12 protein-coding genes are annotated in these 12,396 nt (G+C 62.7%); 7 read left to right on the forward strand and 5 right to left on the reverse strand.

Annotation, left to right across the window (positions count from 1 at the left end; all coding sequences use genetic code 11):
* Positions 1-704 (reverse strand): LysR substrate-binding domain-containing protein (locus ACWGTI_RS31270; protein ID WP_454590536.1); only part of this gene is annotated, 704 nt, incomplete at its 3' end.
* Between the two features lie 140 nt (positions 705-844).
* Here ACWGTI_RS31270 and katG point away from each other — a divergent pair.
* Positions 845-3,040 (forward strand): catalase/peroxidase HPI, encoded by a 2,196-nt coding sequence (gene katG, locus ACWGTI_RS31275; RefSeq protein WP_454590537.1) that lies wholly within the window; start codon positions 845-847, stop codon positions 3,038-3,040.
* Between the two features lie 63 nt (positions 3,041-3,103).
* Here the strand turns inward: katG and ACWGTI_RS31280 are convergent, their stop codons facing one another.
* Entirely contained in the window at positions 3,104-3,781 is a 678-nt protein-coding gene (locus ACWGTI_RS31280) for an MIP/aquaporin family protein (protein ID WP_454590538.1), read from the reverse strand.
* Positions 3,782-4,095: 314 nt separating this feature from the next.
* Here ACWGTI_RS31280 and ACWGTI_RS31285 point away from each other — a divergent pair, with 314 nt between their 5' ends.
* The 3 genes from ACWGTI_RS31285 (at position 4,096) to ACWGTI_RS31295 (ending at position 6,629) form a co-directional block, all read left to right on the forward strand.
* Positions 4,096-5,385: an RsmB/NOP family class I SAM-dependent RNA methyltransferase gene (locus ACWGTI_RS31285; RefSeq protein ID WP_454590539.1), complete on the forward strand. Its 1,290-nt coding sequence runs from the start codon at positions 4,096-4,098 to the stop codon at positions 5,383-5,385.
* 150 nt (positions 5,386-5,535) lie between these two features.
* Positions 5,536-5,994: a PaaI family thioesterase gene (locus ACWGTI_RS31290; protein ID WP_454577486.1), complete on the forward strand. Its 459-nt coding sequence runs from the start codon at positions 5,536-5,538 to the stop codon at positions 5,992-5,994.
* Positions 5,994-6,629, forward strand: a complete 636-nt coding sequence (locus ACWGTI_RS31295) for a 5'-methylthioadenosine/S-adenosylhomocysteine nucleosidase (RefSeq protein WP_454590540.1) — start codon at positions 5,994-5,996, stop codon at positions 6,627-6,629. The genes ACWGTI_RS31290 and ACWGTI_RS31295 overlap by 1 nt, the downstream gene beginning before the upstream one ends.
* A gap of 9 nt (positions 6,630-6,638) precedes the next feature.
* Here the strand turns inward: ACWGTI_RS31295 and ACWGTI_RS31300 are convergent, their stop codons facing one another.
* Positions 6,639-6,956 (reverse strand): hypothetical protein, encoded by a 318-nt coding sequence (locus ACWGTI_RS31300; RefSeq protein ID WP_454590541.1) that lies wholly within the window; start codon positions 6,954-6,956, stop codon positions 6,639-6,641.
* An 85-nt stretch (positions 6,957-7,041) separates the two neighbouring features.
* Between ACWGTI_RS31300 and ACWGTI_RS31305 the strand changes: the two genes are divergently transcribed.
* The 3 genes from ACWGTI_RS31305 (at position 7,042) to ACWGTI_RS31315 (ending at position 10,702) form a co-directional block, all read left to right on the forward strand.
* Positions 7,042-7,521, forward strand: a complete 480-nt coding sequence (locus ACWGTI_RS31305) for a MarR family winged helix-turn-helix transcriptional regulator (protein ID WP_454590542.1) — start codon at positions 7,042-7,044, stop codon at positions 7,519-7,521.
* A gap of 55 nt (positions 7,522-7,576) precedes the next feature.
* On the forward strand, positions 7,577-9,154 hold the full coding sequence (gene guaA, locus ACWGTI_RS31310; RefSeq protein ID WP_454590543.1) for a glutamine-hydrolyzing GMP synthase: 1,578 nt from the start codon (positions 7,577-7,579) through the stop codon (positions 9,152-9,154).
* A gap of 291 nt (positions 9,155-9,445) precedes the next feature.
* On the forward strand, positions 9,446-10,702 hold the full coding sequence (locus ACWGTI_RS31315; protein WP_454590544.1) for a tyrosine-type recombinase/integrase: 1,257 nt from the start codon (positions 9,446-9,448) through the stop codon (positions 10,700-10,702).
* On the opposite strand, the gene ACWGTI_RS31320 is transcribed toward ACWGTI_RS31315, so the two are convergent.
* Together ACWGTI_RS31320 and ACWGTI_RS31325 are read right to left on the reverse strand one after the other, a co-directional pair.
* Positions 10,656-10,952: a helix-turn-helix transcriptional regulator gene (locus ACWGTI_RS31320; RefSeq protein WP_454590545.1), complete on the reverse strand. Its 297-nt coding sequence runs from the start codon at positions 10,950-10,952 to the stop codon at positions 10,656-10,658. The two genes, ACWGTI_RS31315 and ACWGTI_RS31320, sit on opposite strands and share 47 nt — an antisense overlap.
* 144 nt (positions 10,953-11,096) lie before the next feature.
* On the reverse strand, positions 11,097-11,870 hold the full coding sequence (locus ACWGTI_RS31325) for an HAD-IIA family hydrolase (RefSeq protein ID WP_454590546.1): 774 nt from the start codon (positions 11,868-11,870) through the stop codon (positions 11,097-11,099).
* Positions 11,871-12,396: the final 526 nt, after the last annotated feature.

Genomic DNA, 12,396 nt, shown 5'->3' on the forward strand with positions numbered 1-12,396 from the left:
GCCACCATCTGCAGGAGCGTCGTCAGGCTGGTCGCACCGTAGCTGGCCATCGCCACCGGACGCACGCTGCCGCACAGCGCGAGTGCCTGTTCGCGCAGGCAATGGCCTTCCTCCAGAAGCATCAGCCGCTCCAGCGCCGGACTTTCCGGCGGCACCGGAGGCGATGCGAAGGCCGGGTCGCCTGGCGGCACGGCGAGGAAGAAGCGGTCGGCGAACAGTACTTCGGTGACCAGGCCCGGCTGGTCGAGCGGCAGCGCGGCGATGAAGGCGTCGAGACGTCCCGTCGCCGTGTCCTCGACCAAAGATGCAGTCACCGCTTCGCGCAGTTCGAGCTGCAAAGCGGGAAAATGCCGCTTCAGCTCCGGCAGCACGTGCGGCAACAGATAGGGCGCCACTGTCGGAATGATGCCCAGCCGGAAGCGCCCCTCCATGGCCGGGCGGCCGCGCCGCGCCGTCGTCTCGACCTCGCTGATGTCGCGCAGAATGCGTTCGATGCGCGGCAGCAGGGCCTGCGCCTCATGCGTCATCCGCACCGTCTTGCCGCCACGCTCGAACAGCCGGCAGCTCAGCCTTTGTTCCATCTCGGCGATCTGTGCGGACAGCGCTGGTTGGCTGACGCCGGCGAGTTTTGCGGCACGGCCGAAATGCAGCGTTTGCGCCAAAGCCTCGAAATATTGCATCTGCCGGACGGTGAGACCAATCATAAGAAAAACCTATCGCAACAAACAGGAAAGGCAATTTGTTTTTATCGAAGAGACGGCCTAGTCTGGAACAATTCCAGAGTGGCGCGGCTCCCGGCCGGCCCGGAAAATCAACAAAGAAAATCAGCAATTCGGAGGCTAAGATGGACGCGAACACCGACGACAACAGCGCCGGCAAATGCCCGGTCGCGCATGGAACGTCCGGCAGGACCAATCGTGACTGGTGGCCGAACCAGCTCGACATCAGCGTTCTCCACCAGCAGTCGAACCTTTCCGACCCGATGGGTGAGGCGTTCGACTATGCCGAGGAATTCAAAAGCCTCGATCTCGATGCGGTGATCGAGGATCTGCACAAGGTGATGACGGATTCGCAGGATTGGTGGCCGGCCGATTTCGGCCATTACGGCCCGCTTTTTATCCGCATGGCATGGCACAGCGCCGGCACCTATCGCATCGGCGATGGCCGCGGTGGGGCCGGTGCCGGCCAGCAGCGTTTCGCGCCGCTGAACAGCTGGCCGGACAATGCCAATCTCGACAAGGCGCGCCGGCTGCTGTGGCCGATCAAGCAGAAATACGGCCGCAAGATTTCCTGGGCCGACCTGTTGATCCTCACCGGCAATGTCGCGCTGGAATCGATGGGCTTCAAGACCTTCGGCTTTGGCGGCGGCCGTGCCGATGTCTGGGAGCCGGAGCAGGACGTCAATTGGGGTTCGGAAACCAAATGGCTCGACGACAAGCGCTATTCCGGCGATCGCGAACTTCACGGCCATCTCGGCGCCGTGCAGATGGGCCTGATCTACGTCAACCCCGAAGGGCCGAACGGCACGCCCGATCCGCTGGCCTCGGCACGCGATATCAGAGAGACGTTCGGGCGCATGGCGATGAACGACGAAGAGACTGTGGCGCTGATCGCCGGCGGTCACACCTTCGGCAAGACCCATGGCGCGGGTGATGCAGCCCTTGTCGGGGCCGAGCCGGAAGGCGCCGGCATCGAGGCGCAAGGCCTTGGCTGGTCGAGCAAGCACGCCACCGGTATCGCCGGCGACGCCATCACGTCGGGCCTCGAAGTCACCTGGACGACGACGCCGACCAAGTGGAGCAACAACTTCTTCGACAATCTGTTCAACTTCGAATGGGAGCTGACCAAGAGCCCGGCCGGCGCACATCAGTGGACGCCGAAGGGCGGTGCCGGTGCGGCCACGGTGCCGGATGCGCACGACCCGTCCAAGCGTCGCGCGCCGGCGATGCTGACCACCGATCTCGCGTTGCGGGCCGACCCGGCCTACGAGAAGATCTCGCGGCGCTTCCACCAGCATCCGGAGCAGTTCGCCGATGCCTTCGCCCGCGCCTGGTACAAGCTCACCCACCGCGACATGGGCCCGGTCGTGCGCTATCTCGGCCCGTTGGTGCCGAAGGAAGAGCTGATTTGGCAGGATCCGGTACCGGCAGTCGACCATGAACTGGTCAGCGATCAGGACATCGCCGCGCTGAAGGCCAAGATCCTCGCCTCGGGCCTCACTGTTTCGCAGCTGGTTTCGACCGCTTGGGCCTCGGCCTCGACCTTCCGCAACTCCGACAAGCGCGGCGGCGCCAATGGCGCGCGCATTCGCTTGGCGCCGCAGAAGGACTGGGAGGTCAACCGGCCGGCCGAACTGGCCAAGGTGCTGGCGAAGCTCGAAGCTGTCCAGAAGGAGTTCAACGCGGGCGGCAAGAAGGTGTCGCTGGCCGACCTCATCGTGCTCGGCGGTGTCGCTGCTGTCGAGAAGGCGGCGACGGACGGCGGCAACGCGGTGAAAGTGCCGTTCACGCCCGGCCGCACCGACGCCTCGCAGGAGCAGACAGATGTCCATTCCTTCGCCGCGCTCGAGCCGAAAGTCGATGGCTTCCGCAACTATGTCGGGGGTAAGTTGCCGATGTCGGTCGAAGCGTTGCTGGTCGACCGCGCGCAACTGCTCAACCTGACGGCGCCGGAGATGACGGTGCTGGTCGCCGGCCTGCGCGTGCTCGGCGCCAATGCCGGCGGTTCGAAGCATGGCGTGTTGACCGACAGGCCGGGCACGCTGACAAACGACTTCTTCGTCAACCTGCTCTCGATGGCGACCGTCTGGGACCCGGCCTCCGAGCCGGGCTCGCATGAGGTCTACGAAGCGCGCGACCGCAAGACCAAGGTAGTCAAGTGGACCGCCACTCGCGCCGATCTGATCTTCGGCTCGCACGCGCAGCTGCGCGCGCTGGCCGAGGTCTACGGGTCGGCGGATGCCGGGCCGAAATTCGTCGGCGATTTCGTCAGGGCGTGGACCAAGGTGATGAACGCCGACCGCTTCGACATCGTCGGCTGATCGCAGCCCTCCCAACAAAAAAGGCGCGGGCCGCGGCCCGCGCCTTTTTCATGCCTTCGAAAATCAGTCCTTTTCGAAGATGCGCGCCTTGGCAACGAGGCCGGCAACAGCACCGCCGATCAGTGGGGCCACGATGAACAGCCAGAGTTGGCTGAGCGCCGCGCCGCCGGTAAACAGCGCCGGGCCGATCGAGCGGGCCGGATTGACCGAGGTGCCGGTCACCGGGATCATGGCGAAGTGCAGCCCGGCCAGGGTCAGGCCGATCACCAGGCCGGCGAACGCCGTCGAGTGCTTCTCGGCGGTGACACCGAGGATGACGGTGACGAAGGTGAAGGTGCCAATCAGCTCCCATAGGAAGGCCGAGCTCATCCCCCATTTTGCCACGTCCCAGCCATTGGCGCCGAAGCCGGTGGTGTGTCCCCCCGTCTGGCTCGAAACGATGATCCACAGCGCCAGCGAGGCCAGGATGGCGCCGATGATCTGCGCGATCCAGTAAGGAATGACATCCTTTGCCGGCAGCCGGCCGGCAAGGAAGACGCCGAGCGTGACGGCCGGATTGAGATGTGCGCCGGAAATCGGGCCGACCGCATAGGCCGCCGCAATCAGGCCGATGCCGAACGCCAGGCCGATGGCTTCCTGGCCGAGCGGCAGGTCGGCAAGGAAGCCGCCCGTCGCCACCGACGCCGTGCCGATGAACACCAACAGAAATGTTCCCAAAACTTCCGCAAGATACGGTTTCATTGCCCTCTCCTCGTATCGATCCGCCGGCTCGCGTTTTCTGCGCCGCGAATCATGGCGCAAAGAGTATTCCCAACGCAAAAGCTTGGAAAGCAGAGCAGTTGCGCCACAGGCCATGCTTGCGGCGGCCAGTTCAGAACATTAGGTGCCCTGCATATATTTGGAATTATTGTCGACGGCGGGTGGACATTTACCGATTGGGGAAACTCGCCGACCGCGATCGGAAAAGCTTGTCGCCGCGAAACGCAGCGGGGTTCAATCTCGACGTGAAAGGCTCTAAGAGCTGGCCGGAAGATGCTCGATTGATGGAATGACGAATGCGACTGGGCGGACGGCTGGCGGCAGCCATCGAAGTGCTGGAAGACATTGGCCGTCGCCACCGGCCGGTGGCCGATGCGCTGAAGGATTGGGGTCTGTCGCATCGTTTTGCCGGCGGCGGCGACCGCGCGGCGATCGGCAACATCGTCTACGACGCGCTGCGCCACAAGCGTTCCGCCGGCTGGCTGCTGGGCGAGGACACGCCGCGCGCCATCGGCTTCGGCGCGCTTCTCATCGAATGGGGCCAGACGGCGCAATCGCTCAACGACGCGCTCGATGGCGACAAGTTCGCGCCGCCGCTGCTCAGCGCGGCCGAGTTGCGGGCACTGGCCGAGCGCCGCCCTGAAGACGCGCCCAAGGCGGTGCGGGCCGACATTCCCGACTGGTGCGCGCCGCTGTTCGAACGGGCCTTCGGCACAGAATGGGTCGAGGAGGGGGCCGCCCTGGCTACCCGTCCGCCGCTCGACATCAGGGTCAACACGCTTCAGTCCGACCGCGCCAAGGTGCTTGCGGAATTGGCCGATACTGACGCGAAGGCGGCCCATATCGCGCCAAACGGCATTCGTATCCCGCCGATCGACGGCGATGGCCGGCACCCGAATGTGCAGGCGGAGCCCGCCTTCCAGAAAGGCTGGTTCGAGGTTCAGGACGAGGGCTCGCAGATCGTCGCCGCACTCGCCGGTGCGCAAGCCGGCATGCAGGTGCTGGACTTCTGCGCCGGCGCCGGCGGCAAAACGCTGGCGCTGTCGGCTGCAATGACCAACAAAGGCCAGGTCTTCGCTCACGACGCCGAAAAGGCGCGGCTGGCGCCGATCTTCGACCGCATCCGCCGTTCTGAAAACCGCAACGTGCAGGTAGTCACCAAGCCGGCCGAACTGGCGCCGCTCGTGGGCCACATGGACATTGTGCTCGTTGATGCGCCCTGCACCGGCAGCGGCACCTGGCGGCGCCGTCCCGACGCCAAATGGCGGCTGACGCAAAGGCAGCTCGACGCCCGCAAGGGCGAGCAGTCGGCCATTCTCGATGCAGCCAAGGCCTATGTCAAACCCGGTGGCCTCTTGGTCTACATTACCTGTTCGGTGTTCGACGAGGAGAATGGCGAGCAGGTCGCCGCCTTCCGCGAGCGCCACAAAGGCTTTGTCCGGATCGATCATCGCGCTCTCTGGGACGACCATTTCCCCGGCCACGCGGCGGCCGCGCGGATCGGCAAGGCCGGCGACATCTCGCTGTCGCCGGCGCTTAGCGGCACAGACGGGTTTTACTTCTGCGCGCTGCGCCGGACGAATTGACGCTGCCGTTGACATGGGTGGCATTCGCCACCTTGCTCAACGCTTCGCTGCTCCTGTTGAACTGAGCATTTGCTGCAGTGCAGCAAAAGCATTTGCTTGCCGCCCGTGCCTCTGCGATAAGCTTTTCCGGCAAAATTGAAGGCGATGGCCATGGCAGCAAAGATCGTACCCGCTCCCGATTATGAGGATCGCGTCAGGGCGTCCTTTGCCCGCCAGCAGGCGATGGCGACCATCGGAGCCGAACTGACACTGGTGACGCCGGGCATCATCGAGATCGAAATGCCCTATTCGGCCGAGCTCACCCAGCAGCACGGTTTCCTGCATGCCGGCGTCATCTCGACGGCGCTGGATTCAGCCTGCGGCTACGCCGCTTTTTCCCTGATGCCGGAAAATTCCGGCGTGCTTACCATCGAGTTCAAGGTCAATCTGCTGGCGCCGGGCAGGGGCGAGCGCTTCCTGTTCCGTGGCTCGGTGACCAAACCCGGCCGCACCATCATCGTCGCCGACGGCCAGGCCTATGCCTTTGCCGCCGACGGCGAGGCAAAGCTGATCGCCACCATGACCGGCACGATGATGACGGTGGTCGGCCGTGACGGGATCGCCGGCTGATGGCCAGCGTTGTGCGCATTGGCGGCAAGCATGTCCTCTTCGTCATGGCGGCGCAGGCCGAATACGGCCCGCATCTGCAAAAGCTGTTCACGCCGTTGATGACGGGCGTCGGCCCGGTCGAGGCGGGCGTGCGGCTGGGCGCCGGGCTTGCAACGCTGAAGGCTGAGACCGCGCTGCCCGATCTCGTCGTCTCGCTCGGCTCCGCCGGCAGCCGCACGCTTGAGCAGACCGAAATCTACCAGGCGGTCTCGGTCAGCTACCGCGACATCGACGCGTCTCCCTTGGGCTTCGAGAAGGGTGCGACGCCGTTCCTCGAGCTGCCGGTGACCGTGCCGCTGCCGTTCAGGATTCCGGACATCAGGCAAGCCAGCCTGTCGACCGGCGGCGCCATCATCACCGGCGCCGCCTACGACGCTGTTGCCGCGGACATGGTCGACATGGAGACCTTCGCCTGCCTGCGCGCCTGCCAGCTGTTCGATGTCCCGCTGATCGGCCTGCGCGGCATTTCCGACGGCGCGGCCGATCTGCGGCATGTCGGCGACTGGACCGAATATCTCCATGTCATCGACGAAAAGCTGGCGGATGCAGTCGGACGGCTCGAACAGGCGATAGGCGGCGGCCTGCTCGACGCCTGAGCGTAGCGATCAGGCCGCAAGACGGTTCGGGTCGCCAAAGTCGATGCGCGAAATGCGCCCGCGCACGGCGCCGGTTGCATCGATATAGTCGATCGCGCCGGTCGTGTGGTCGAGTTTCCACGAGCCGGCCGGGCCATCGGTCCATTCGACCTTGTAGCCGTCGTCGAGCAGGTCCCATTTTCCATGAAAGCGGGTGCCGTCCGGCAGCAGCATGTGCGCCCGATCTACGGTTTCGTAGTGGATGAACGCACTCTTGCCGCCCATGTCGATGACATGCGTGGTGCCGATCATGATAATGGCCAGCGTATCCCTGTTCAGAATTGTCATGGTCCCAGTTCCCAGGTTTTGAGTTTGAAAGCGCTCGACGCAATCGAAGTCGTCAAGTATCTTGACTATATGGAGTGCTGGCAAAATGGTCAAGAAGCTTGACGAAAAAACCGAAGCGCTACCCGATCACGTCGGCTGGCGGCTGTGGCAAGCGAGCCGGGCCTGGCAGGCTGAGTTCGCCGCCGCGATGCGCTCCTCCGGCCACGGCTGGTTCACAGAGGCGCGCGCCGGGTTGCTCGGGCATATCTCCCGCAACGGCATTCGCCAGTCTGCGCTGATCGACCGCTCGGCGATTTCCAAGCAGGCGGTCCAGCAATTGCTCGACGGGCTGGAGGCGGAAGGCGTGGTGCAGCGCCTGCCCGATCCGCGGGACGGGCGTGGCAAGCTTGTCGGCTATACGCGCAAGGGTCTGGACGCCCTGCGCGATGGTGACCGCATCAAATTGCAGATCGAACGCCGCTACGTCGAGCGTATCGGCCAGCAGCGCTTCGCAGCACTGATGGACGCTTTGCGGACCCTCGATGCGGCGCCGGATGCCACCGGCAAAGACACCGAAGTTCAGTGACGGCGTGGCTTCGCAACCCATTGCGCCGACTCGTTTCTTTCTCTAAAGGCTCGCCATGACGACAGCCAATCACCCCGACACCGTTCTGCCCGACACTGTGCTGATCATCGACTTCGGCAGCCAGTTTACGCAGCTCATCGCCCGCCGCATCCGTGAGGCCGGCGTGTTTTCCGAGATCGTGCCGTTCCAATCGGCCGAAGCTGCCTTCAAGCGCATCCAGCCAAAAGCCGTGATCCTGTCCGGCGGTCCTGCCTCGACATCAGATATCGGCAGCCCGCGCGCGCCGCAGATCGTTTTCGACGCCGGCGTGCCGGTGCTGGGCATCTGCTACGGCCAGATGGCGCTCTGCGTGCAGATGGGCGGCGTCGCCGAAAGCTCCAACCATCGCGAATTCGGCCGCGCCTTCGTCGAGATCGAGAAGGACAGCCCGCTGTTCGAGGGCCTGTGGGCTCCGGGCCAGCGCCACCAGGTGTGGATGAGCCATGGCGACCGTGTCATCTCGCTGCCTAAGGGTTTTGAGGTCTTCGGCAAGTCGGAGGGCTCGCCCTTCGCCATCTTCGGCAATGTCGCGCGCAAGATGTACGGCATCATGTTCCACCCTGAAGTGGTGCATACGCCCGATGGCGCCAGGCTGCTCCGCAACTTCGTCCACAACATTGCCGGCATCGAGGGCGACTGGACGATGCGCGCCTATCGCGAGCACGCCGTCGAGACCATCCGCAAGCAGGTCGGCAAGGGCAAGGTCATCTGCGCGCTGTCGGGCGGCGTCGATTCCTCGGTCGCCGCACTTCTGATCCACGAAGCGGTCGGCGACCAGCTGACCTGCATCCTCGTCGACCATGGCCTGATGCGCAAGGACGAGGCGGCCGGCGTGGTCGAGATGTTCCGCCAGCACTACAACCTGCCGCTGATCCTGGTCGACGCGTCGGAAAAATTCATCTCGGCGCTGGAAGGCGAGTCCGATCCCGAGAAGAAGCGCAAGACCATCGGCCGTCTGTTCATCGAGGTGTTCGAGGAAGAGGCCAAAAAGCTCGGCGGCGCCGATTTCCTGGCCCAGGGCACGCTCTATCCCGACGTTATCGAGAGCGTCTCCTTCACCGGCGGCCCTTCGGTGACCATTAAGTCGCACCACAATGTCGGCGGCCTGCCAGAGCGCATGAACATGCAGCTGGTCGAGCCGCTGCGCGAACTGTTCAAGGATGAGGTGAGGGCGCTCGGCAAGGAGCTCGGCCTGCCCGAAAGTTTTATTGGCCGCCACCCCTTCCCAGGCCCTGGCCTGGCCATCCGCTGTCCGGGCGGCATCACCCGCGACAAGCTGGAAATCCTGCGCGAGGCCGACGCCATCTATCTCGACGAAATCCGCAAGGCCGGCCTTTACGACGCCATCTGGCAGGCCTTCGCCGTGCTACTTCCCGTGCAGACCGTCGGCGTGATGGGCGACGGTCGCACCTACGAATTCGTCTGCGCGTTGCGCGCCGTCACCTCGGTCGACGGCATGACTGCGGATTTCTATCACTACGATATGGCCTTCCTCGGCGCCGCCGCCACCCGCATCATCAACGAGGTCAAGGGCATCAACCGCGTCGTCTACGACGTGACCTCGAAGCCGCCCGGCACAATCGAGTGGGAATGATTCGGGCCTACCCAAACGCCGCCGGAAACAGGCCGCAATACGACACAAGCCGTTGAAACTAAAAATAAATCATCTCTAAGACATTCAGTACCTATCGGCAGGTAGGTTTTGGCTCTGACGGTCCTCCTGACGGACCTCGGCCATATTGCTCCGACCAATTTTTCAAAGTACCGTCACGATCAATGAGGCTCGTGACGGTACTTTTTTGGTTTAACCTATTGAAGATAATAGGAAATTTCTGCCAAGAGCCCCCATAGTAGCGCTGACGGTACTTTTCAGGAGGCAGCAGGGATGCTGACAGACACTGCCCTCAAGGCGTTGAAACCAAAAGACAAAATCTACAAAATTGCGGACCGCGACGGGATGTATGTTCGCGTCATGCCGAGCGGCGCGATGTCGTTTGGGCTGGATTACAGGCTCAACGGCCGCCGGGAGACTGTCTATCTGGGCAAGTATGGACGCGATGGTATCTCGCTTGCCTTGGCACGAGAGAGGTGCCTCGACGCAAGACGAGACATTCGCGACGGGCGATCTCCCGCGATCGAGAAGCAGCGGGAGAAGCGCCGTATCAAGGAGGCAAAGAGCTTCGGCGAATTCGGCGAGAAGTGGTTGAATGCCGGTCCTATGGCCGACAGCACGCGCGCGATGCGGCGTTCCATCTTTGATCGTGAACTGCTCCCGGTCTGGAGAAACCGCCTCCTGACGGAAATCACGCCTGACGATCTTAGGGTACTTTGCGGCAAGATCGTCGATCGCGGCGCACCTGCGACGGCGATCCACGTGCGCGATATCCTCAAGCAGATTTACAGCTTCGCGGTTCTTCACGGTGAAAAAGTCGGCAATCCCGCTGACGACGTAGGGCCGGCCTCCATCGCCAATTTCGTTCCACGGGATCGCTCACTCACCCCGTCAGAAATTCGAGTGATGCTGAAGCAACTCGAGCATGTCGCAACGCTTCCCACGATCCGTCTGGGAATGCGCCTCTACCTCCTTACCATGGTCCGCAAGAGCGAGCTGCAGGACGCCGTTTGGGAGGAAGTCGATTTCGAGAATGCGGTCTGGACGATCCCGAAAGAGAGGATGAAGCGCTCAAAGGCGCACAATGTCTACCTGTCACGCCAGGTGCTCGACATCATGATCGCCTTGAAGACCTGTGCAGGCAATTCAAGATATCTGCTGCCGTCTCGTTATGACGCCGATGCGCCGATGTCGCGCGCGACATTCAACCGGGTGACTTATGCTGTGGTCGAACGGGCGAAGATGGAAGGGCTGCCCCTGGAGCCGTTTACGGTGCACGACCTGCGGCGAACAGGTTCGACGCTGCTGAACGAACTTGGTTTCAACAGCGACTGGATAGAAAAATGTTTGGCCCACGAAGACGGGCGCTCTTCGCGGGGTGTCTACAACAAAGCCGAGTATGAGGTGCAGCGTCGTCACATGATGCAGGAATGGTCGGACACTGTGCATGCCTGGGTCGATGGCAACAGGTATGTGCCGACGCTCATTCCGCCGGCGATGCCGATCCTGGAGCCTGATCCGGCTCTCTGACCGGCCGGGCTTGGCGTTGCTTTACGTCCGGTTTGGGCGCTCGCAGAATTGGTTTTGACCGGCGTGCTGCGAGCCAGGCTTGTACTTCGCTCAGATCCCACACCACGCATCTCGGGGTCAAAGCGAAGCGTCGCGGAAACTCGCCCCGCTGCTCCATTTCGTAGATCGTGCTGTCTGCAAGAGGCACCATTTCGCGCAACTGGTGTCTCCGGATTGTGCGCCGCAGTGCTTCTTCATTCGATCGGCCCATCTCGGACTCCCAGCAGTGATCAGAAATTGAAGGCGATTGTCTCAATTGGAAAGGAGCCACAGACGCTGCATTGTATGAAGGCGTGTCGACCTAAGGCTTCACGGTTCTATCGCAACCGCAGGCACCTGTGTGTGTGCCCCATGGTCATTCCTTAATAAGAATCTCGCCAAGATCGGAGAGGCGTTCGATCACGTGGTCGGGTCTAAATGGAAACCGCTCCATGTCGGCCCTTGTGCTCACCCCGGTAAGCACAAGGGCCGTCTTCAGACCCGACTCCAAGCCCGCCACAACGTCGGTATCCATTCTGTCTCCGACGAGGATTGTATCGGCTGCACCGATCCCCAGGCGTTCGAGCGCGCTTCGCATCATGAACGGGTTCGGCTTGCCGACGAAATAGGGCTGACGGCCGGTGGCCTTTTCGATCAGGGCGGCGACCGAGCCGCAGGCCGGATGGAAGCCGCGCTCGGTCGGCCCAGTGGCATCCGGATTGGTGGCAAGAAACCACGCGCCCTTTACGACAAGCTCGGCGCCGGCGGCGATCTGCTCATAGTGGTAGGAAGTTGTGTCGCCGAGGACGACGAAATCTGGGGCAAACTGCGTGATCCTGCAGCCTGCCTGCCGCAGGGCTTCGACCAGGCCATTGTCGCCGATGACATACGCGGAGGATCCGGGCTTTTGTAGCTCCACGAACCGTGCAGTGGCCAGCGCTGATGTGTAGATGTGCCCTGGCTGAACGAGGAAACCGACCGCTCTCAAACGTTCAGCATGATCTTCCGGCGTGAAGCGGGAGTTATTGGTGAAGATCTGAAACGGCTTGCCGGCGGAAACCAGCCCAGCGACATAGTCGATCGAGCCAGCAATCGGCTGGCCGCCGCGGACCAGAACTCCGTCCATGTCGAGTAGGTGCGCTACGATCATTGGACTTCACCTTCCGATGTCTTCGAAAGGCCGTCTGCCATAAATCCGTTCTGGGTCACACGCGTTGTTCCCTTGCTAAGGTGTTGCGCGGGCAATTTACGCACCGACAGCAATGTGGGAACGGTATCCGATCACCAGTGCGGCAATTCGGACATTGCGGCCTACAAAAGGGTCGACTGAAGTTCAGTCGAAGGCTAGCAGATTGCTTTGCCTATGCGTCCTGAGTGGCATGCCTTGGTCACCGAGAACGGAGTTCTGTTGACGATCAAATGCCGGAATGCTGAGAATCGAAACTGCATACGATCTCGCCGGATCGGCTCCATTCCTGACGCAAACATGTGGACCACCGCAGACGGGGACAGTCGGTCCCGCGTCCCGTCCTGCGGCCGGCGCTATGCTGACGCTCCTACGGCTGTCCTGTTAACCGCCCGCGGCGGGGCGAATTTCCTCCGTCCAGATCCCATGGGTGGATGGCGACCGGCGTTTTTGCAAAATTAGAGGTCGTCCAACCAACCACCTATTCTGA

It is taken from the genome of Mesorhizobium sp. ArgA1, assembly GCF_053714375.1.